This is a genomic window from Nesterenkonia suensis (genome assembly GCF_054782935.1).
The window spans coordinates 620,406-641,633 of sequence record NZ_BAAGRN010000001.1 but is presented as its reverse complement, the minus strand read 5'-3'; the positions used below and the strand labels follow the sequence as shown (position 1 = coordinate 641,633).

General features: G+C 69.1%; 21 protein-coding genes. 4 read left to right on the top strand and 17 right to left on the bottom strand.

What is annotated here, in order from left to right; translation table 11 throughout:
* Positions 1 to 14: 14 nt before the first annotated feature.
* The 12 genes from ACYVKI_RS02790 to ACYVKI_RS02735 all read right to left on the bottom strand — a co-directional run bounded on the left by ACYVKI_RS02790 (position 15) and on the right by ACYVKI_RS02735 (position 12,969).
* Positions 15 to 905 carry a carbohydrate ABC transporter permease gene (locus tag ACYVKI_RS02790; protein WP_460688813.1) on the bottom strand — a complete coding sequence of 297 codons (891 nt, stop codon included), beginning with the start codon at positions 903 to 905 and terminating at the stop codon, positions 15 to 17.
* Complete coding sequence (locus ACYVKI_RS02785; protein WP_460688812.1) at positions 902 to 1,855, bottom strand: carbohydrate ABC transporter permease; 954 nt, start codon at positions 1,853 to 1,855, stop codon at positions 902 to 904. Before ACYVKI_RS02785 ends, ACYVKI_RS02790 begins: the two co-directional genes overlap by 4 nt.
* Complete coding sequence (locus ACYVKI_RS02780) at positions 1,852 to 3,180, bottom strand: extracellular solute-binding protein (RefSeq protein ID WP_460688811.1); 1,329 nt, start codon at positions 3,178 to 3,180, stop codon at positions 1,852 to 1,854. Before ACYVKI_RS02780 ends, ACYVKI_RS02785 begins: the two co-directional genes overlap by 4 nt.
* A gap of 208 nt (positions 3,181 to 3,388) precedes the next feature.
* Complete coding sequence (locus ACYVKI_RS02775; protein WP_460688810.1) at positions 3,389 to 4,459, bottom strand: LacI family DNA-binding transcriptional regulator; 1,071 nt, start codon at positions 4,457 to 4,459, stop codon at positions 3,389 to 3,391.
* A gap of 112 nt (positions 4,460 to 4,571) precedes the next feature.
* Positions 4,572 to 5,480 carry a GNAT family N-acetyltransferase gene (locus ACYVKI_RS02770; RefSeq protein WP_460688809.1) on the bottom strand — a complete coding sequence of 303 codons (909 nt, stop codon included), beginning with the start codon at positions 5,478 to 5,480 and terminating at the stop codon, positions 4,572 to 4,574.
* A gap of 7 nt (positions 5,481 to 5,487) precedes the next feature.
* Entirely contained in the window at positions 5,488 to 6,657 is a 1,170-nt protein-coding gene (gene ispG / locus ACYVKI_RS02765; protein WP_460688808.1) for a flavodoxin-dependent (E)-4-hydroxy-3-methylbut-2-enyl-diphosphate synthase, read from the bottom strand.
* A gap of 247 nt (positions 6,658 to 6,904) precedes the next feature.
* Positions 6,905 to 7,924 (bottom strand): sugar phosphate isomerase/epimerase family protein, encoded by a 1,020-nt coding sequence (locus ACYVKI_RS02760; RefSeq protein WP_460688807.1) that lies wholly within the window; start codon positions 7,922 to 7,924, stop codon positions 6,905 to 6,907.
* 46 nt (positions 7,925 to 7,970) lie between these two features.
* Positions 7,971 to 9,068 carry a Gfo/Idh/MocA family protein gene (locus ACYVKI_RS02755; protein ID WP_460688806.1) on the bottom strand — a complete coding sequence of 366 codons (1,098 nt, stop codon included), beginning with the start codon at positions 9,066 to 9,068 and terminating at the stop codon, positions 7,971 to 7,973.
* 20 nt (positions 9,069 to 9,088) lie between these two features.
* Complete coding sequence (locus ACYVKI_RS02750) at positions 9,089 to 9,883, bottom strand: ThuA domain-containing protein (protein ID WP_460688805.1); 795 nt, start codon at positions 9,881 to 9,883, stop codon at positions 9,089 to 9,091.
* Positions 9,876 to 10,994, bottom strand: coding sequence for a Gfo/Idh/MocA family protein (locus ACYVKI_RS02745; protein WP_460688804.1), 1,119 nt, complete (start codon positions 10,992 to 10,994; stop codon positions 9,876 to 9,878). The genes ACYVKI_RS02750 and ACYVKI_RS02745 overlap by 8 nt, the downstream gene beginning before the upstream one ends.
* A 56-nt stretch (positions 10,995 to 11,050) precedes the next feature.
* Entirely contained in the window at positions 11,051 to 12,199 is a 1,149-nt protein-coding gene (locus tag ACYVKI_RS02740; protein WP_460689388.1) for a Gfo/Idh/MocA family protein, read from the bottom strand.
* 23 nt (positions 12,200 to 12,222) lie between these two features.
* Positions 12,223 to 12,969, bottom strand: a complete 747-nt coding sequence (locus tag ACYVKI_RS02735) for a sugar phosphate isomerase/epimerase family protein (RefSeq protein ID WP_460688803.1) — start codon at positions 12,967 to 12,969, stop codon at positions 12,223 to 12,225.
* 191 nt (positions 12,970 to 13,160) lie between these two features.
* Between ACYVKI_RS02735 and ACYVKI_RS02730 the strand changes: the two genes are divergently transcribed.
* The gene (locus ACYVKI_RS02730) at positions 13,161 to 14,360 is read left to right on the top strand and encodes an ROK family transcriptional regulator (protein ID WP_460689387.1); all 1,200 of its coding nucleotides are present in this window, start codon (positions 13,161 to 13,163) and stop codon (positions 14,358 to 14,360) included.
* 22 nt (positions 14,361 to 14,382) lie between these two features.
* Here ACYVKI_RS02730 and ACYVKI_RS02725 read toward each other — a convergent pair whose 3' ends face one another.
* Together ACYVKI_RS02725 and dxr are read right to left on the bottom strand one after the other, a co-directional pair.
* Entirely contained in the window at positions 14,383 to 15,891 is a 1,509-nt protein-coding gene (locus tag ACYVKI_RS02725; protein WP_460688802.1) for a M50 family metallopeptidase, read from the bottom strand.
* Complete coding sequence (gene dxr, locus ACYVKI_RS02720) at positions 15,888 to 17,285, bottom strand: 1-deoxy-D-xylulose-5-phosphate reductoisomerase (RefSeq protein ID WP_460688801.1); 1,398 nt, start codon at positions 17,283 to 17,285, stop codon at positions 15,888 to 15,890. Before dxr ends, ACYVKI_RS02725 begins: the two co-directional genes overlap by 4 nt.
* 340 nt (positions 17,286 to 17,625) lie before the next feature.
* On the opposite strand from dxr, the gene ACYVKI_RS02715 reads away from it, so the two are divergent.
* Positions 17,626 to 18,093, top strand: a complete 468-nt coding sequence (locus tag ACYVKI_RS02715) for a GNAT family N-acetyltransferase (protein ID WP_460688800.1) — start codon at positions 17,626 to 17,628, stop codon at positions 18,091 to 18,093.
* Between the two features lie 18 nt (positions 18,094 to 18,111).
* On the opposite strand, the gene ACYVKI_RS02710 is transcribed toward ACYVKI_RS02715, so the two are convergent.
* Entirely contained in the window at positions 18,112 to 18,384 is a 273-nt protein-coding gene (locus tag ACYVKI_RS02710) for a hypothetical protein (protein ID WP_460688799.1), read from the bottom strand.
* Between the two features lie 22 nt (positions 18,385 to 18,406).
* On the opposite strand from ACYVKI_RS02710, the gene ACYVKI_RS02705 reads away from it, so the two are divergent.
* On the top strand, positions 18,407 to 19,390 hold the full coding sequence (locus tag ACYVKI_RS02705) for a Gfo/Idh/MocA family protein (RefSeq protein WP_460688798.1): 984 nt from the start codon (positions 18,407 to 18,409) through the stop codon (positions 19,388 to 19,390).
* 61 nt (positions 19,391 to 19,451) lie between these two features.
* On the opposite strand, the gene ACYVKI_RS02700 is transcribed toward ACYVKI_RS02705, so the two are convergent.
* Complete coding sequence (locus ACYVKI_RS02700) at positions 19,452 to 19,937, bottom strand: SRPBCC domain-containing protein (protein WP_460688797.1); 486 nt, start codon at positions 19,935 to 19,937, stop codon at positions 19,452 to 19,454.
* A 171-nt stretch (positions 19,938 to 20,108) separates the two neighbouring features.
* The gene (locus ACYVKI_RS02695; protein WP_460688796.1) at positions 20,109 to 20,669 is read right to left on the bottom strand and encodes a winged helix-turn-helix transcriptional regulator; all 561 of its coding nucleotides are present in this window, start codon (positions 20,667 to 20,669) and stop codon (positions 20,109 to 20,111) included.
* Between the two features lie 208 nt (positions 20,670 to 20,877).
* Here ACYVKI_RS02695 and ACYVKI_RS02690 point away from each other — a divergent pair, with 208 nt between their 5' ends.
* Positions 20,878 to 21,228, top strand: coding sequence for a YciI family protein (locus ACYVKI_RS02690; RefSeq protein WP_460688795.1), 351 nt, complete (start codon positions 20,878 to 20,880; stop codon positions 21,226 to 21,228).

Below are 21,228 nucleotides of genomic sequence, written 5' to 3'. Positions count from 1 at the left end.
CGGCCGACGTCGGCTCACTGGCCGCCGAAGCCGGTGGTGGCCACGCCCTGGACGATCTGCCGCTGGAAGAAGAGGAACACCACGATCAGCGGCAGCGCGGCCAGCACGGCCTGGGCCATGACCTGGGCGTACTGGACCCCGTAGGCGCTGATCACAGTCTGCAGACCGACCGGCAGCGTCATCAGCAGCGTGTCGTTGATGATCAGGAACGGCCACAGGAAGTTGTTCCAGGCCTGGATGAACACGAAGATCGACACGGCTCCCAGGATCGGCTTGGACAGCGGAAGAACCACCGCCCAGAAGACCCGCAGCCGACCGGCACCGTCCACACGGGCGGCGTCCTCCAGCTCGATGGGCACCGCGTCGAAGAACTTCTTCAGGATCAGCACGATCGGCGCCATGACCACCTGGGGCAGGATCAGCCCCCAGTAGGTGTCGACCATGTTGAAGGCCAGCATCTGGTAGTACAGCGGGATGATCAGCACCTGGGGAGGCACGATGATCGAGGCGATGACCGCGAAGAACAGCGTGGCCCGGCCGCGGAACTCCAGCCGGGAGAACGCGTAGGCGGCCAGCGCGGAGATCCCGACGGTGACCACGGTGATCACCAGGGAGGTCCAGAGGCTGTTCCAGGCCCAGATGTAGACGTTGCCCTGAGAGAGGATCGAGGCGAACGCGTCAGTGGTGATCCCGTCCTCCCCCACGAGGGTCAGCCGGCCCGCGGCGGCGTCGGTCTCGGTCTTGAACGCCGTCGCCACCGCCCACAGCACCGGGAACAGCCAGGTCAGCGCCATCAGCGCCAGGACGATGAACGCCGTGATCCGGGCCGGGCCGAACGGCCGCTCACCGGGCTTGCGGTGACGGGTGATATCGGTGATGCCAGTGACTGTCGCCGTCGTTGTCATCGCTGCCCCTTCCGGCGATTGAGGACGCCCATCTGCAGAACCCCCACGATGAGGATCAGGGCGAAGAACACGTAGGAGATGGCCGCTGCGTAGCCGAACTCGTACCCGACGAAGCCGGCCTCGAAGATGTACTGGACGATCGGCCGGGAGGTGTCCGAGGAGAGCCCGCCCAGCATCTGGTAGGCCTGGTCGAACAGCTTCAGCGAGGCCAGGACCTGCAGGATGAAGACCACGCCGGTGACCGGCAGCAGCTGCGGGATGGTGATCGACCACAGCTGACGCCACGGGCCGGCACCGTCCACCGAGGCGGCCTCATACTGGGTCTGCGGGATGTTCTGCAGCGCGGCCAGATAGAGCAGGAAGTTGAATCCCACCGTCCACCAGACGGTCGCGATCGTGATCGAGACCAGATCCAGATGCGGAGTCTGCAGCCACGCGATCGGCTCGATGCCGAACCTGCCGAGGACCTCGTTGGCCACACCGATCTGCGGGTTGAAGATCCACCCCCAGATCTGGGAGATGACCGTCGAGGCCAGCAGGAACGGCATGAAGAAGGACAGCCGCCACAGCCACTGGCCCGGAAGCCCGGTGTTGACCAGCAGCGCCATGATCATGGCGATCACCACCAGCGGGATGGTGGAGATCACGGTGAACCACACGGTGTTGCGGATCGAACCCCACACGGTGGCGTCGGTGAACGCCTCCGCGTAGTTGCGCAGGCCGACGAAGTTTCCCCCGGAGCCGGCCAGCGACTGGTCGGTGAAGCTCAGGTAGGCCCCATGGATCATCGGCCAGACCACGAACATCAGGAAGGCCGCCAAGAACGGGGCCAGGAACCCGCCGATGACGAGCAGGTTCTTCCGGCCGGCCCGCTGGGCCGCGGCCCGCCGGGCCTCGGCGACGGCGGTGTCGTCGATCGGAGGTGCGATGCGCTGAACTGTCTGCGTCATGCCTGCCACGTCCCTTCAGGATCGACGGGGTTGGGCCGGGCCAGGATCCCGTTGACCACGCTGCGGAGGCGGTCGACCGCCTCCTGGTAGCCCTCGCCGTTCTGGATGGCGCCCTGGACGGCCTGGCCGAAGTCGGACTGGAAGTTGGCCCCGGAGCCGGTGAACCACGCGGTCGGGTCATAGACGATGTGTTCTGCAGCCTCGGCGTAGTTCGCCTGCGGCTGCATCTGCTGATACTCCCGAGCCTCGGTGATCGGGGTGTAGGCGGGGATGTGCCCGGCCCCGGCCCAGTCGACCGTCTCCTGCAGCAGCGCGGCCACGAACTGGTAGGTGTGGTCGCGGGCCTCCGGGTCCGGGCTGGACTGATGAGGCAGGACGAAGGCGTGCGAATCTGCGTAGACCGCGTCCTGGCCGAAGATCGGGGGGAACTGGGTGATGTTCAGCGGGACCCCGGCGTTGCGCATGGTGGGCAGCTCCCAGACGCCGCTGAAGAACAGTCCCGAGTTGCCTCCGGCGAACTCGGCGATCGCGGCGTCCTGGGTGCCCTGCCGGGCGGCGATCTCGCCGTCGACGAGCTGGTGCATCAGGTGCAGCGAGCTGATCGCCGCCTCATCGTCGATCTCCGCCTCGCCCTCCTGGGGGAAGACCATCTCCACTCCATGCTGGGCGTAGAGAGTGTAGAACAGCCGCCACATCTGGGTGCCGTCGGCGATGTACCCGTAGCCCAGCCCATACCCCGGGGAGGCGCCGGCGATCTCTCGGCAGACCTGGAGGAACTCCTCCGGGGAGCTGACCCGCGGGAACTGTCCCGACTCCAGGACTCCGGCCTCGTCGAGGATGTCCGTGTTGTAGAACATCATGAACGGGTGGGCGTCCAGCGGGACGCTGTAGAGGTCGCCGCCGAGCACTGAGTTGTTCCAGATCGGTTCGGTGAACGTCTCCCGCGAGACGCCGAGCTCAGCCAGGCGGTCCTGGTCCCACACGTCCAGCAGTCCGCCGGGGGCGTACCCCGGGACCCGGCTGGAGTGCATGATGGCCACTTCCGGCGCCCGCCCGCCGGCTCCGGCCATGGCGAGCTTGGTGTAGTACGGCGTGCCCCACTGCAGGACCGTGGGGCGGACGAAGTACTCGCCCTGGGCGTCGTTGATGGTGTCCAGCAGCTCCGCCATGGTGATGCCGTCACCGCCGCTGAGCAGGTGCCAGAACTGCAGGGTGATCCTGTCGGAGGGCCCGACACTGGGCGCGCACCCGGTCAGGGTCGCGGCCCCCATGCCGGCGAGCGCACCGCCCAGGAGCTGCCTCCTGCTGAGAGTCGGTCGTGTCATAGGTGCTCTTTCCTCGGTCGTCGTGGGGTTCGCCTTGGCGATCCCCACCCGGTGTTACATCGTTGGAATACCTGACCCGGGGACTGCCGATGTCGCCATCACAGAGGGTCAGCAGGAACACTGGTTGTTCCAACGATGTAATCACGCCACAGAACAACCTGTGGCGCGCATCACGATCGATTCAATAGTACTGCAGTCCGCCGACTCGTCAAGAGGGGCCACCCGGCGCATGGCCCGCCGGCGGACCCGCCGTGGACTCGCGGACCGCCACCCGATGCGGGATCACCACTGCCTGCGACGACGCCTCCTCGCCGCCTCCTGCCCGAGCCTCGAAGCGGGCCGCCAGCAGGTCCAGGGCCGCATTGGCATAGGCTCGGCGATCGAAGGCCACCGTGGTCAGCGGCGGCACGGTGAACGAGGCGTGCTCGACGTCGTCGAATCCGGTCACGAGCACGTCCTGCGGCACGTCCAGGCCCGCCCGGCGCAGCGCCTGGAGAGCCCCCATCGCGAGCGTGTCGGTGAAGGCGACCACCGCATCGAAGGGGACCCGCCGGGCCAGCAGCTCCTCCATCGCGGCCGCCCCGCCGGCCATCGTCCACTGATCCACCTCGATCTGCCGGGCAGGATCCACTGACAGCCCCGCTCCCTCCAGCGCGTCCAGGAATCCCAGCAGGCGCAAGCCGGCGGCCGCCTTGACCTCCTGCTCGCGCAGGGCTCCCCCGAGGGCCGCCACACGCGTCGCACCCTGGGAGATGACGTGCTCGGTGATCTGCCGCGCAGCCGTCCGACTGTCCACGAAGACCCGGTCGGTGCGATGCTGCTCCACCTCCCCGATGAGCACCACCGGAGGCAGATGGTCCACCCGCTCGATGACCGAGTCCTCCAGCCGGACCGGGTTCAGGATCAGCCCGTCGATCAGGTGGGTGCGGGCCCGGGAGACCAGATCCTGCTCCCGCTGCGGCTCGGCTGCGGTCTCTTCGAACTGCACGGCCAGCCCGCGCGCATGGGCGAGCTCCACGATCGTATGGGTCAGCTCCGCGGAGAACGCGGTGCCCAGGTCCGGCAACGCCACCCCGATGATGCCGGTGCGCCCGTTGCGCAGCCCGCGCGCGCTGAGGTTGGGCACGAAGTCCAGCTCCTCCATCGCCGCCTCCACCCGCTCCCGGGTGGGCCCGCTCACCGTGACAGCGCCGGTGAGCACATTGGAGACGGTCTTCGGAGAGACGCCGGCCCGCGCGGCGACGTCCTTCATCGTGGCACGTGAACGGGGAGGAACCATCACCCCAGCCTAGACGCCGTCGACGCGGAACCCCTGAATCGGGTGCATCATGATCACGCCACCTGCGTTCCGGAGACCTGTCATCATAGGGCTGGAGACAGTTGCAACTGACTCAGAACAGGACGGTGGCGAAGGTGCCGACCTGCTCGAATCCCACCCGGCGGTACGCACGGATGGCCGGGGCGTTGTAGCTGTTGACGTAGAGGCTCACCGTCGGTGCCAGCGTCAGCGCGTGGGCGACGACGGCCGACATCCCCGGCTCCGCCAGCCCCTGGCCTCGGCGATCCGGCCGCACCCAGACGCCCTGGACCTGGACGACGTCGTCGGTGACGGCCCCATACTCAGCCTTGAAGATGACCTCACCGCTGCTCGGCTGCGTCAGCACCTGAGCATGTCCGTCCGCGATCAGGCTGCGGATCCGCTCACGGTACTGGGAGACCCCCTGAGCATACGGGGAGAACCCCAGCTCCTCGGTGAACATCGCCGCGCAGGCCGGCTCCACCTGGGGAAGATCCTCCGGAACGGCCGGCCGCACTCCCGGCAGCGGCTCCACGGAGGAGGGACCCTCCATGGTCAGCAACGGCTGATCCTCCCGGACATCCCGGGGACTGCACCAGCCGGCGGCGTCATAGAGCTCCAGCACCGCCGCGGCCGGGCCGTAGACGGAGGAGATCCGCCGTCGCATCGCCCTCAGCGCCAGACCGAACAGCTCCGCCTGCCCGGCATCGGCTCCGACCGGGTTCACATTCGAGCCCACCCAGCAGGCGGCCGCCAGCCTCGTCGCGCCCGACCCCGACTGCTCAGGCGTCCGGCATCCGTCCGCCTCCCCCGCGTCGTCGATGCCCAGGAAGACCGCACCGTTTCGTCCGCGGCCCGCCCCGGCCCCACCGCGCGCGGCCAGCGTGGTGGCCACCGAGACGTTGGAGACCGGATCCTCGGCGATCAGGCGTCGCAGCGCCGGGGTGTCCTCGGCCGTGAGCACACGGACCGCCCCACCGGTGGCGCGGTCGATCCGGGCCACCAGAGTGTCAGCTGACGGAAACCACAGGGGCACCCGTTGCCTGAGCATCTCCATCGGAATCCAGGCCCATCTCTTCGGCGAGGCGGTTGGCCTCTTCGATCAGCGTCTCGACGATCTGGTCCTCCGGCACAGTCTTGATGACCTCGCCCTTGACGAAGATCTGTCCCTTGCCATTTCCGGAGGCGACGCCCAGATCCGCGTCCCGAGCCTCCCCCGGCCCGTTGACCACACAGCCCATCACCGCCACACGCAGCGGCACCTCCATGCCCTCCAGCCCGGCGGTGACGTCATCGGCCAGCGTATAGACGTCGACCTGCGCGCGGCCGCAGGAAGGACAGGAGACGATCTCCAGCTTCCGGGGCCGCAGATTCAGCGACTCCAGCAGCTGATTGCCCACCTTGACCTCCTCGGCCGGGGGTGCGGACAGCGAGACCCTGATCGTGTCACCGATGCCCTGCGAAAGCAGGGCCCCGAAGGCGGTCGCGGACTTGATCGTGCCCTGGAAGGCTGGGCCGGCCTCGGTCACACCCAGGTGCAGCGGCCAGTCTCCCCGCTCCGCGAGCAGCTGATAGGCCTGGACCATGATCACCGGGTCGCTGTGCTTGACCGAGATCTTGAAGTCGTGGAAGTCGTGCTCCTCGAACAGCGAGGCCTCCCAGACCGCGGACTCCACCAACGCCTCCGGGGTCGCCTTGCCGTGCTTCTCCATGAGCCGCTTGTCCAGGGAGCCGGCGTTGACGCCGATGCGCAGCGACGTGCCGTGGTCCTTGGCCGCCTGGGCGATCTCACCGACCCGGTCATCGAACTTCCGAATGTTGCCCGGATTCACCCGCACCGCCCCGCAGCCGGCCTCGATGGCGGCGAAGACGTACTTGGGCTGGAAGTGGATGTCCGCGATCACCGGGATCTGCGACTTCTTCGCGATGATCGGCAGCGCCTCGGCGTCCTTGTCCGTCGGGCAGGCGACACGCACGATGTCGCAGCCCGAGGCGGTCAGCTCGGCGATCTGCTGCAGGGTCGCGTTGATGTCGTGGGTCTTCGTGGTCGTCATCGACTGCACGGAGATCGGGTGGTCGCTGCCCACGCCGACGTCGCCGACCTGGAAGTTCCGCGTCTTCCGGCGCGGAGCCAGGACGGGCGGAGGGGCGGACGGCATGCCGAGGTTGATGGCGGTCACGGACTCTCCTGGGATATGGACGTCGTTCTCACATCGGGGGTCACCCGACTGCTCCCATGGTACGCCGCCCGGCAGACCCGCACCCACTCCGGGCCACAGGGAGGTGCCTCCCGGCGAGGAGGCTCACCCGGAACGCACCACGAGACCCCATCCTGATGACGATGCCTCACCCAGCTGGGCGGGGCCTCACCGTCAGGAGGGGGTCGCACGAGCAGGACGGGCCTCGCACTGCGGGCCTCCACCTCCACTACTGCTGGGAGAAGGCCGCGTCGAAGGAGGCCTCGGGGCGCTTCCACCGCAGCGCACGGATCCTCTCCACCGCTTCGGCGGCGCCGTGGAGGCGGTCCATGCCGGCGTCCTCCCACTCGATGGAGATCGGCCCGGAGTAGCCGATGTGGGCCAGCGCCCGGAAGGCGTCCTCCCACGGGACGTCCCCGTGGCCGGTGGAGACGAAGTCCCAGCGGCGCCGCGGGTCGCCCCAGGGCAGGTGCGAACCGAGAATGCCGCTGCGCCCGGTCTGCGGCCGCAGTCGGGTGTCCTTGCAGTCCACGTGGTAGATCCGGTCGGCGAAGTCGGTGATGAACCCGACCGTGTCGATGCCCTGCCAGAACATGTGGCTGGGATCCCAGTTCAGCCCGAACGCCTCGCGGTGGCCGATGGCCTCCAGAGTCCGCACCGTGGTCCAGTGGTCATAGGCGATCTCCGAAGGATGGACCTCCAGGGCGAACTTCACACCGTTGTCGTCGAAGACATCCATGATGGGGTTCCAGCGGTCGGCGAAGTCCTGGTAGCCGGCGTCGATCACCTCGGTCGGCACGGGCGGGAACATCGCCACGTACTGCCAGATCTTCGATCCGGTGAACCCCACGACGACGTCGGCGCCCAGCTTCCGCGCCACCCGCGCAGAGCGCTTCATGTCCTCCGCGGCGCGCTGACGCACCCCCTCGGGGTCTCCGTCGCCCCAGACGTAGTCACGTAGGATCGCCTGGTGGCGGAAGTCGATGGGGTCATCACAGACGGCCTGGCCGCCCAGATGGTGGGAGATCGCCCAGACCTTCAGCCCGTGACGGTCCAGGATCTCCCGCCGAGACTGCAGGTACTCGTCATCCTCATCAGCGCGCCGCAGATCCAGGTGGTCTCCGCTGGCCGCGATCTCCAGTCCGTCATAGCCCCACTCGGCGGCCCGGGCCGCCAGCTCCTCGAACGGCATGTCGGCCCACTGGCCGGTGAACAGGGTGACGGGATGGGAGGCGTGCTCTGCGCTCATGGTTCTCCTTGTTCTCCTTCTGGGGTGAGGTCTCGAGGATCTGGGGTCATCTCGGGGCGCCGACCGGCGTCCCGGCGGGGGCGACGTCGACCCAGTGGCCCTGCTGCGCGGACTCCATCACCGCATCGATGAGCCGATTCGCGCGGGCCCCGTCGGCGAAGGTGGGCAGGCCCGCCGGGTCTCCCCCGGCGATCCGTGCATAGGTGTCGCGGGCGAACGCCGCGAAGGCGTCCAGGTACCCCATCGGGTGGCCCGAGGGCACCAGCGAGAGCCGGGAGGCGTCTGAGCCCATCACCCCCGGATCCCGGGAGATCGTCACCGATCCCTCGGCCCGGCCCAGCCACAGCTCATCGGGGTGCTCCTGGTCGAAGAACACGCCGCCCTCGACGCCGGCCAGCTCGACGGTCAGCTGGTTCTTCCGCCCGGCGTTGACCTGGGAGACCATCAGGCTGCCCAGCGCGCCGCCGGCCAGCTCCACGGTCAGGGCTGCGGCATCCTCGGTGACGACCTCGGCTCCCCCGCGCCGCGGGTGGGCGATGCTGGTGGCCGCGTTCAGCCGCACGATCCGCTCGCCGGCGATGAACTCCAGCAGGTCCACCAGATGGGAGCCGATGTCTCCGAAGGCCCGCGAGCGCCCGGAGATCTCCGGGTCCACCCGCCAGTTGGACTCCTCGGCGTCGAGCATCCAGTCCTGCAGGTAGGCTCCGCGGACGGTCAGCAGCCGACCCAGCCGGCCGTCCGCGACCTCCTCCCGCGCCTGGCGCGCCATCGGGTGGAACCGATAGACGAACGGCACCGCGGCCACCACCTGGGCCTGCTCGGCGAGGTCGACCAGTTCGGCCGCCTCGGCGGCGTCGACGGCCAGCGGCTTCTCACAGACCACATGCCGCCCGGCCTGGATCGCCGCCCGCACGTGCTCGGCATGTCGGGCGTTGGGCGAGCAGACATGGACCACATCGCTGCGTGCGATCAGCTCCTCCACGCTCGCTGCCGGGTCCACCCCCAGCGGCTCGGCCGCCGCCACGCTGCGCTCCGGGGAGGAGGACGCCAGGCCCACCACCTCGGCACCGGCGGCACGTGCGGCCGTCGTATGGGTGCGGGCCATGAACCCGCCCCCGATGATGCCTGCCTTCAGTCTCTGCATTGACTCTCCTGTCTGCCCCGTCACGAGCCCTCCGATGGGGCGCTGCGCTCCGGGTCTGTCTGTTCGAACCAGCCGCGCCGCGGGTTCCTCACGTCAGGGAGCTCCCGCTGCTGTCCCGGGGCCGCCGCCCAGCGCACCCCGTTGGCCAGCACGCGGCGGATCTCCGGCTGGTGGTAGACGGGGTAGTCCTGGTCCCCGGGACTGAAGTAGAAGATCCGACCGCGGCCTCGGCAGTAGGTGAGCCCGGAGCGGAAGACCTCACCGCCGGAGAAGGAGCTGATGAAGATCAGCGACTCCGGCTCCGGGACGTCGAAGAACTCTCCGTACATCTCCTGCTCGGGGATGACCAGCGGGTTCGGGATCCCTTCGGCGATGGGATGGGTGGGGTTCACCGTCCAGACCAGCTCCTGCTCGCCCTCGTTCCTCCAGGCCAGGGAACAGGTGGTGCCCAGCAGCCGCTGGAAGATCTTGGCGAAGTGCCCGGAGTGCAGCACCAGCAGTCCCATTCCTTCCAACACATGCCGGTGCACGCGCTCGACGATGTCATCGCGCACCTCTCCGTGGGCCACATGGCCCCACCACAGCAGGACGTCAGTGCCGGCCAGCCGCTCTTCGGTCAGCCCATGGTCGAGGTCGCCGAGCGTGGCGGTGGTGATCTCCGCGTCCGGCAGATGCTGCCGCAGGCCCGCAGCGACCGCCCCGTGGATCCCGTCCGGGTACATCTCCCCGATGTGAGCGGGTTCGCCCTGGGCCTCATGGACACCCTCGTTCCACACCAGGATCCGCAACGGAGTCTCGGAGCGAGTCTCAGACATCGGCGAGCCTCACTTCCTGTCGATCAGCGGCCGACCGGTAGCAGGCATCGATGATGCGTGCCCTCTCCAGCGCCAGTGAACCATCATGGTCACGCCATCTGCCACGGTCCCCACGGACCACCTCGACGAAGTCCTGGACCACCTGACGATGCCCACGTCCGGGCTCCGCGGTGAGCTCGTAGTCGGCTGTCTCACCCTCCTGGTCGGTGAAGACCCTCAGCTCCCCCACCGGGGTCTTCGCCGCACCGGCCACATGCAGGTGGGCTCCTCCTTCGGTCCCGTACACGGAGAAGTCCAGCAGATCCTGAGACTCGCGATAGGTGGCCCATCCCGCCTCCAGGATCAACGTGGACCCGTCATCGAACCGGACGAATGCTGAGGAGAAGTCCTCGACCTCATACTCCCGCGCGGTGTCCTCCCGGGCCACCGAGCCGTTCTTCGCCCCGCCTCTGCCGCGGGTGCCGAGCTCGGCGAAGGCGGAGGCCGTGACGGTGACCGCCTTGGGCTCACCCAGCAGGTAGAGGGCGTAGTCCAGCACATGGACCCCGATGTCGATCATCGGGCCACCGCCGGAGAGCTCCTTGCTCGTGAACCAGCTTCCCAGCTGCGGGATGCCCTGGCGGCGCAGCCACGAGGCCTTCGCATAGTAGGAGCGGCCGAGCTCGCCGGCATCGATGACGCTCTTCAGCGCAGCGATGTCTCCCCGACGACGGTGGTTGAACGCGACGTCGAGCACCCGGCCCGCCGACCGGGCGGCCTCGACCATCGTCTGCCCCTCCTCGGCGTCACGGGCCAACGGCTTCTCGCAGAGCACGTGCAGCCCCTTCGCCAGGGCCGCGATCGCGATCGGCGCATGGAGGAAGGTCGGCACGGCGATGCTGACCGCGTCCAAGGACTCGATCTCGAGGAGCTCCTCCCAGGTGGGCACCCGGTGCGGCACTGCGTACTGCTCGCCCAGTGTCTGCCGCAGGTCGTCCTCCATGCCGGCCAGGGCCAGGATCTCCACACCCTCAGTCTGGCTGAAGCCCTCGAGGTGCTGCTGTCCAGCCCACCCGAGTCCGATGACTCCGACTCTCATCACGTCTGCTGCCTGCTCAGTACGGTCCGTCACTCTGTCCCTTCCCTCGGGGTTCACGTCGTCATGGTTCATGCTGGGTGCTGATCGGTTCACACGCTGGGCCGGGTGGGGTCCCAGTCGACGTCGAGCAGCTCGGAGGTCTCCACTGTGGTGCTGACCTCGACGAACTGACCGGACTCGACGGCCTCCGCGATCGAGACCATGACGTCGAGCACGTGGAAGGCCAGATCCCCGGGGACGCGCTCGCGGCGATCACCCCGGATCGCCTGGGCCAGCTCCACCACCCCGGTGCCGCGGGTGTGGAAGGAACCCTCGGCGGGGAGCACCTGAGGCTCCACCCCGCCGGTGTGCAGCGTGGTCTCCCCGTCGAACATGTTGGGATCGGGGAACACTGCGGTCCCCTCACTGCCGGCGATCTCTACGAAGCCGGCACGCGGAAGCTGCGAGTCGAAGCTGAAGACCGACTGTGCGCTGGCCCCGGACTCGAACTCGATCAGCGCGCTCACATGCGTGGGGACCTCCACGGGGAACTCCGTGCCCGCCTTCGGACCCGAGCCGATCACCCGGGTGGCGCGCGCCCGGGATCCGGTGGCGGCGACCCGGCGGATCGGGCCGAAAACCTGGACGAGAGTGGTCAGGTAATAGGGGCCGATGTCGAACAGCGGACCCGCCCCGCGGGCGAAGAGAAACTCCGGGCTGGGGTGCCAGGACTCCGGCCCCGGGACCTGGAAGAGGGTCAGCGCCGTCAGCGGAGTGCCGATCGCCCCACCGCGGATCGTGCGCAGCGCGGTCTGCAGCCCGGCGCCCAGAAACGTGTCCGGGGCGACGGCGATCCGCACCCCGGCCTCCTGGGCGGCCTGCTGAAGGTGGCGACCGGACTCCCGGTCCAGCGCGTAGGGCTTCTCGCTCCAGACGTGCTTGCCGGCCGCCACCGCCTGCAGCGCCACCTCCACATGGACTGCCGGAATGGTCAGGTTGACCACGATCTCGATGTCGTCCCGGGCCAGCAGCTCGTCGTAGGTCCCGGAGGCCTGCACACCCCAGTCCTTCGCCTGCTCGGCGGCACGGGCGGTGTCGAGGTCGGCGATGAACCTCACCTCCAGGTCCGCGAAGGAGGTGAGGTTCTTCAGGTATTCGGCGCTGATCACACCAGCCCCGACGACGCCGACCCCGACGACGCCCCCGGAGGGGACGGTCTGCTGCGGCGCCGCGGAGCTGCTGGTGGTGGGCTCGCTCATCTTGCGGTTCTCCTGGTCTGTGGTCATCGGGCGGAGCCGCCGGTCAGATAGGCGTGGCTGGCGGAGACGGCGTCGAAGATCTCGCCGGAGAAGTCATCCAGTTCCACCACCGGCAGAGCCTGCGGCGCGGCGGCGAGGATCTCAGCGACCGGCATGCTGCCGGAACCGACCGCCACCTGATCGGTGTTCTCCGTCGTCTTCGGCCCGTCCTTGACGTGGATGGCCACCACACGCTCGCCCAGGCGGCGCAGCAGCTCCGGTGCCGACTCGCCGCCGACCTCCGCCCAGTAGGTGTCCACCTCGAGGTCGACGGCGTCACCGGCGACCTCGGCGAAGACCTCCAGGGCGGAGGTCCCGGAGATCCGGTTCTCCAGCTCGAAGGCATGGTTGTGGTAGCCGACCCGCAGGCCCTCGTCGGCGGCACGGGCGGAGGCCTCACGCAGCTCGGTGGCCACGGCCTCCACACCGTCACGGGTGGTCCAGCGGGCCGGGTCGATGAACGGGTCGATGACTGTGCTGACGCCCAGCCGACGGGCTGCGGAGAACACCGCGTCCAGCTCAGCCCCGGCCAGCGTGACGTGGGCGGTGGGGGCGGCGAGGCCGAGGCGGTTCAGCGGCTCGGCGAGCCGATCGGCGAAGTCCACGAGGCCGAAGGGCTCCACCTGGCGGAAGCCGATGGCGGCCAGCCGCTCCAGGGTGGACGCGGGGTCGGCTCCGACGCTCCCCCGCACGGTGTAGAGCTGGATGGAGAGATCATTCACGGTGTTCATGCTCCTTGCGACTGGCAGATCGGTCAGGTGCCCCAAGGTCACCTGCGCGGGCGTGGCCATCGACTGTGAAGGGGATCACCTGCACCGCCACTGCCCACAGTAGACACACTTCTGTTGGAGGTCAACATAAGTATGAAACTTATCAACACTGAGTAGTCATGCAACGTGAGAAGTATGGTTCACTGGTGTCCATGCACGTGGCCAGAAGCACCACCGCCCTCGGAGGGACGGGAGCGAGCGATCTCTTCCAGCTTCTGCGCGACGGCACACCCAAGAGCCGCACCGAACTCGCCGCGCTGACCGGACTGGCCCGCTCCACGGTGAACGACAGGCTCGCCGTCCTGAGCGACCTGGGACTGATCGGCCCGGCCGCCGACGGCGCCTCCACCGGCGGACGTCCTCCCCGCCGGGTCGCGCTGCTGCCCGATGCCCGACTGGCCCTCGCCGTCGACCTCGGCGCCAGCCACGTCCGGCTGGCGGTGGTGAACCTGCTCAACGCGCAGCTGAGCACCCACGAGGAGCCCCTCGACATCGCTGCCGGCCCCGAGGCCGTGCTGACCCGAGTGAGGCAGCTCACCGACGAGCTGCTCGCCGGCCTCGACCGGCGTCGCGACGACGTGATGGCCGTCGGCATCGGCCTGCCCGGACCGGTGCACTTCGAGACAGGACGCCCTGCCCGCCCCCCGATCATGCCCGGATGGGACGGATTCGACGTGCCCGGCTGGTTCCACCAGCACCTGGCGGCTCCGGTGCTGGTGGACAACGACGTCAACATCATGGCACTGGGTGAGCACAGCCGACTGCCCCGGCCGGTGGAGCATTTCCTGTTCGTCAAGGTCGCCACCGGCATCGGCGCGGGCATCATCTCCGGAGGGCGCCTGCAGCGTGGCGCCCAGGGCATCGCCGGAGACATCGGGCACGTGCGCGTGCGCTCCGGCGACGGCGTCTTCTGCCACTGCGGCAACGAAGGCTGTCTGGAAGCGGTGGCCTCAGGATCACGGCTGGCCGACAGGCTCCGCCGAGCCGGACACCAGGAGGTCACCAGCGGCCGGGACGTGGTCCGGCTGGTCGACGCCGGCGACCTCGACGCGATCCACGCTGTGCGTCAGGCCGGACGTGACCTCGGTGAGGTCCTGGCCGCCAGCATCAGCTTCCTCAACCCCGAGGTGATCGCGGTCGGAGGACGCATGGCCGGCGCCGGCGAACACCTGCTCGCCGGAGTCCGGGAGGTGGTGTATCAGCGGGCGATGCCGCTGGCCACCCAGCGTCTGGACATCCACACCGCCGCCCAGTCCCGGGACGCCGGGCTGATCGGGGCCAGCCTGTTGGCCCTGCATCACGCCCTCTCCCCCGCCGGGATCGATGCGCTGGCGCAGGCGACGCCGGGCTGAGCAGACGCCCCAGCACCGGCCGCTACGAGAACAGCCGGATGGGATTGACGATGTCCGCATAGATGAGCAGCAGCCCCATGGCCAGCAGCAGCCCGGCGACCACATAGGTCAGCGGCAGCAGCTTCGAGATGTCGAAGGGACCAGGGTCCGGACGGCCGAGCAGCTTCGCCAGTCGGCGGCGCAGCGACTCGTAGAGCGCCCCGGCGACATGCCCGCCGTCCAGCGGCAGCAGCGGGATCAGGTTGAACACCATCAACGCCACGTTCACCCCGGCGATCAGCGAGATCAGCGAAGCGAACCGGGATTCCAGCGGGACCTCATCCAGCGCCGAGAGCTCCCCGGCGATCCGTCCGACCCCGACCACGCTCAGCGGCCCGTCCGGGTCCCGCTCCGCCTCGGTGAAGGTGGAGACGGCGACGTCATAGAGCCGCACCGGCAGGTTCGCCACCACGCCGAGCACCGCCTTCGACTGCTCCCACACCACCGGTCCGGCCTCCCACGCCGGCTGACGGACGAGCTCCTGCTCGGCACCCATGCCGATGAACCCGACCGGCTCGGTGACCAGCGAACCGTCACCGTCCCGCTCGGCCCGTCCCAGCCCGTCCAGCACAGGACGTTCGGTGAGGATCGGGGTCACGGTGGTGGTGTGCCGCTCCCCGGCCCGCAGATACTCGACCGAGGTGGAGGATCCCGCCGAGTCACGGATCAGCGCGGTCAGCTGGTCCCAGTCCTGGACCTGCCGTCCGCCGTAGGTGACGATCTCATCACCGGGGCGCAGCCCGGCCTCATAGGCCGGAGCGGCGGGATCGTCCGCGCCGCACTCGGTCTGCCCGGCCTCAGCCGCCTCCACAGAGACCACACATTCGTAGACCTCATGGACCTGCGGAGTCGGCTCCATCGTGCCGTGGAAGGAGATCGTCCCGGCGGTGAGCACCAGGGCGATGAGTCCGTTCATCGCAGGCCCGCCGAGCATCACGACGATGCGTTTCCAGACCGGAAGACGGCAGAACATGCGCTCCTCGTCGCCGGGGCGCAGCTCCTCGGCCGCGACCTCACGGGCCTCCGAGGACATCTGTTGGAACAGGCCGGTGGACTGGGAGCTGACGGTGCGCGCCGGGCCCTGCTGAGGCCCGGCTCCGGACGCCGGCTCTTCGGGCCGCTCAGGCTGTTCAGGCTGTTCGGGCCGCCCGTACTGGGCACCGATCTGCCGCAGATACGGGTCCGTGGGTCCGGCGTCGGGATCGCCCTCGCCCGATGCCTCAGCAACCGCCGAGTCGGCGGAGTCCTCCTGCGGCGGCGGGTACATGCCGATCATCGCCACATAGCCGCCCAGCGGCACGGCTTTGACCCCGTACTCCGTCTCCCCCCGGTGCTTCGACCACAGCGTGGGACCGAAGCCGACCATGTACTGCGTGACACGGACCTTGAACAGCTTCGCCGGGACCAGATGGCCGATCTCGTGCAGCGCGATCGACAGGATGATCCCGATCGCGACGATCAGGATTCCGGCGGTCATCAGCAGCGCCGTCATGCCTGCCCCTCCATGGTTTCGTTCATGCCCTCGTTCCGATCCGCCGGCCCCTCCTGCGCCGTCTGCGCCGTCTGCGCCGTCTGCGCTGTCTGCGCAGGTGTCGTCTCAGAGCCTCCCGCCGGCCCCACACCGTCGGCGCCGCCAGCAGGCACGGAGACTGCAACAGCCGCGATGAGCTCGTCGGCCCGCGCCCGCGCCTGTACCTCGGCATCGAGGACCTCCTCCAGGCTGGGCGCCCCAGCTCCGCCGTCGTGGCCGGCCAGCACCCGCTCCACAGTGGGAAGGATCTCGGTGAAGCTCAGGTGGCCCTCATGGAAGGCATCCACCGCCTGCTCATTGGCCGCGTTGTAGACCGCCATATGTGTCGCCGACGCCGCACAGGCCTGCTTGGCCAGCCGCACGGCAGGGAACGCCTCGTCGTCGAGGGGCTCGAAGTCCCAGCTCATCGCCTGCATCCAGTCCAGCGGGGAGTCCACCGCCGGAAGCCGCTCCGGCCAGGACAGGCCCAGTGCGATGGGCACATACATCCGTGGCGGGCCAGCCTGGGCAAGGGTCGAGCCGTCCTGGAACTCCACCAGGGAATGGATGATCTGCTGCGGGTGGACCACCTCGGTGATGTCCTCCAGGGGGACGTCGAAGAGCAGGTGCGCCTCGACGACCTCCAGCGCTTTGTTGACCATCGTGGCCGAGTTGGTCGTCACCACCCGCCCCATGGCGAAGTTCGGGTGGCGCAGCGCCTGGGCCGGAGTGACCTCGCGCAGCTGCTGAGGCGTCCAGCCGCGGAAGGGGCCGCCGGAGGCTGTCACGATCAGCCGCCGCACCTCGCTGCGGCCCGTCACCGTCGGTGCGCACAGCCCACGCTCATGCCGCCCGGAGCACAGCGCCTGGGCCAGCGCGGAGTGCTCGGAGTCCACCGGCACCACCTGCCCGGGGCGACGCTGGACGGCCGCGACCAGAGCGCCGCCCACCACCAGCGACTCCTTGTTCGCCAACGCCAGGGTGGCCCCGGACGCCAGGGCGGCCAGGGTCGGCCGCAGCCCGATGGAGCCGGTCATGCCGTTGAGCACGACGTCGGCCTCCAGCTGTCCCGCGCAGTCCACCGCGGCCTCCGCGCCGGTGAGGATCTCCACCGGATGCCGGACACCGGCGGCCCGCAGCGCCTCAGCCAGCGGAGGGTTCCCCGGGTTCGCCGCCGTGCCGCCGTCGACGGCCACTCCCACCGTCCGGGCCCCGGTGACTCTGACCTGCTCGGCCAGCAGCTCCGTCTGGGTCCCTGCTGCCAGGCCGACCACCTCGAAACGGCCGGGATTGGCGGCGATGACCTCCAGAGCCTGCGTGCCGATGGACCCGGTGGAGCCCAGCAGGACGACACGACGGACCGCACCGGAGCTCACGGAGGTCCCGGCGCGGTCAGCTCCTGGGGCCGCCTCGCCGCCAGCGGCGACAGGGCCAGCGGCGACAGGGCCAGCGGCGACAGGGCCAGCGGCGACAGGGCCAGCGGCGACAGGGCCAGCCGCGTCGACAGGACTCGGTTCGCGCGAAGGATCGGAGGAGGACATGCCGCCATTATCCCGGCCGGGGCCGGATATGCGGGAATCCGTCATCGTCGGTGCGGCAGAGCACGTCTGCCCTCAAGGAGACCTGATGCACGTGTGGCCCGGATGTGCCGGTACCCTGGACGCACTGCACCTGTCCCCACCTTCGGCCATGCCGCCGACGACGAGGAGCCACACGATGATCACGCTGCGGGAAGTACAGCCGAGCGATCTGGACCAGTTCTTCCGGTTCCAGCAGGACGCCGACGCCGCACACATGGCGGGATTCGCCTCGACGAACCCGACGGACCGGGGCGTCTTCGACCACCACTGGGGCGAGCTGCTGAACTCTCCCGACACCATCGTGCGCACCATCGACTTCCAAGGACAGCCGATCGGCTCCATCGCCGCCTTCGAGGATGAGGACGCCCGCGAGATCATGTTCTGGACCGACAAGCAGTTCTGGGGGCGCGGCATCACCACTGAGGCCGTCTCGAAGTTCCTGCACGACTTCCCGGAACGTCCGGTCCGTGCCCGAGTGGTGGTGGACAACGTCGGCACCCTGAGGATCCTCGAGTCGCTGGGCTTCTCCGAGGTCGGTGAGGAGTCCAGCTTCTCCAACGTCCGGGCCCAGGTGGTCCAGGAGAAGATCCTCCAACTCAGCTGACCGGTGACCCCGGTCCGCTCAGCCGCCCGGGCGCTCTGGGCCCCGCGCTCCCCGCAGCGCAGAGCAGACGATCGCCAACGCCGCCACCGCGAACACCGCCGCTGAGACCCACAGCGTCTCCCGCAGACCCACCAGCCCTGACCTCGCTGGCCCGGCGTCGGCCGGCTCGCTCCGATCCGGCGCCCGCGGCTGCGCGGTCGCGAACCGGACCGTGGCCATCAGCGCCGCGGACACCGGTCGCGCGCAGGCGGTGACGAGCAGCGGAGTGACGCCCATCACGGGCAAGCGCATTCCTGCAGTAGACTCGCCGACCATGACATCACTGCGCTGGGGAATCATGGCCACCGGAAGCATCGCCCGGGCCTTCGCCGACGACATGCACACCGCCGAACTCACGGTCAGCGCCGTCGCCTCCCGCAGCCAGGCCTCGGCGGAGACCTTCGCCCGCCAGCACGGCATCCCCCGCGCTCATGGCTCCTACCGGGCCCTGGCTGAGGACCCCGAGGTCGACATCGTCTACGTGGCCACGCCCCACCCGTTCCATGCCGAGCACGCCCGGCTCGCCCTGGAGAACGGCAAGCACGCGCTGGTGGAGAAGCCGTTCACCCTCAACCGACTCCAGGCAGAAGGTCTTCGTGACCTCGCCCGCGAGCGCGGACTCCTGGTCATGGAAGCCATGTGGACTCGCCATCTGCCGCATATGAGCAGGATCCGCGAACTGGTCGACGGCGGCGCCATCGGCGAGGTGCGCGCCCTCTTCGCCGATCACACCCAGCGCCTGCCGCGCGATCCGGCCCACCGGATCAACGACCTCGCCCTCGGCGGCGGAGCCCTGCTGGATCTCGCTGTCTACCCCATCTCCTTCGCCTGGGACATCCTGGGCCCGCCCACCTCGGTCACCGCCGAGGCACGCTTCGGCGAGACCGGCGTCGACACCGAAGTCGCCACGATCCTGCGACACGCCCACGGCACGCTGTCGACGTCACTGTCCTCCTCCCGCGGGGCCGGGCCGAACACCGCGCACATCATCGGCTCCGAAGGCCGCCTCGACATCGACCGGATCTGGTTCACCGCGGCCAGCTTCACCGTCTCGACTCCCGAAGGACAGGTGGTGGAGCGCTTCACCCCGGAAGTCGTCGGCCGTGGGATGCACCTGCAGGCACGAGCGGCAGAACGCTACATCCATCAGGGAACCTTCGACGGCGACGTGCTGACCCTCGATGACTCCGTGGGCATCATGGGCACCCTGGACGAGGTGCGCGCACAGATCGGCCTCCGCTTCCCCGGGGAGGCCTGAGCCGCGCAGCGCGCACCCTTGCCGCACCCCGTGACTCCGGCCGCCGGGCATAGGGGGCCGGTCACTCTCCGGCGGTGGTCATCGCCTGCCCGGTCTCCAGCAGGGTCTTCAGACTGGAGAGCACCCATGGCCAGCCACCGCCGCCGCTCTCCGCCGCACCCAGCCCGGCCACGTCCGAGGCCGTGTGCGGCGATTCCGGCAGCTCATGGGTCAGGACGAGCCGCGTCAGCCCCGATGGCCCAGACGTGATGTCATAGCTCAGGCGGAACGGCGGCTCGTCCTGCCAGGCGGCCTGCCAGTCCAGCACCAAGCGGCACGGAGCCTCGACGGAGGCCTCCGTGCCGCGGAGCGCCACCTCGCCCATGCCCATCTGCCGCATGGCCGGGCTGGTGAGATGCCGGAACGAGCCTCCTGGCCGCAGCTCGACCTCGATGCTGCCGCCGTAGCCGTAGCTCCTGCTCAGCTCGGGCGAGGTGATCGCCTCCCAGACCTCCTCCGCGGGGGCGTCGATGAAGATCCGGTGGACCTGTGTGCTCAGATCATCCATGACGACTCATCCGTCCTCTCTCTGCCCCAGGGGGCTCACACGTACGCGCCGATGAACTCGTCGAGACCAGCCCGTCCCCGAGATCAGCCCGTCCCCGAGATCAGCCCAGCACCGCAGCCGCTGTCAAGGGATGAACGGCCGCCGACCGTCGGGGCGGCGCTGGACCGCCCCTCATCCGCGCGCAAGGGCCTGCTGGTAGGCGGCCTCGAGCCGCTCGAGCACGGACGGGGTGGATCGTGATTCCTCACCCGGGTCGGGCGTCGTCGCCTCAGGTGCTCCTGCTGCTCCAGCCGCCGCGTCGCCCGGCAGGTGTCGAGCGCGCAGCTCGTCCATGAACTCTTCCCACAGCGCCGGGCCGCCCTCCTCCAGAATTCTGGCGCGGACACTGAGCTCCGCAGAGGCTGGCTGGTGTCTCCTGCCCCAGGAACCGAGCTGGACGAGCACGGGCAGCAGCTGGATTCCGGCTTCGGTGAGACTGTAGATCTGCCGCTGGCGATGCGTGGGATCCTGCGCGCGCGTCAGCACGCCGGCGGCGAGCAGACGCTTGAGCCGGTCACTGAGGATGTTGGAGGCGATACCCTCCTCCGATTCTTCCAGCAGGCGCCGGTAGTGGCGCCGATCGCCGAAGATGACATCCCGGATCACGATGAGCGACCAGCCGTCCCCCAGCACTTCAAGGGACAGATTGATGGGACAGCCGGAACGGTGCGCAGACGTCGATTCAACCTCCACAGGCGGGCCTCCTGAACTCCTCGGACGAGACTGCTTGCATTCTACACTCGGTTATGGTGAAGTGCCTGATACCACAGGCAGAACACAACCAGTTTCATCAGAGATCCCACGAGAGGCACGGATGAGCCCCTGATGCCCCTGCGACAGACCGATGACAGCCTGCCGACCGACCACTGAGGACCCGCCGAGAGGACCACGAGAGGACATCATGACCGAGCGCACCGCCACCCACCTGCTGATCCATCGCTTCATTCCGGGGACCGGTCCGCAGGACGGCACCGAGGAGCTCGCCGAGGAGATGCGCGCCTGGGAAGTCCTGGACACCGACCTGCGAGGGAGCGGGCACCTCCTCGACGGCGTTGCCCTCCACGAGCACACCGTCCGTCTCGGCGTGGGGGCCGACGACGCCGCAGAGGCGCAGGACCCCCAGGACCGGAGCATCATCTTCGCCGTCCACGTCATCGCCGCCGCCGACGACGCCGAGGCCCACGCGATCGCTGAACGCATGCCGCATCTGGAGTATGGCTCCACCGAGATCCGCCCGGTGATGAGGGGATGA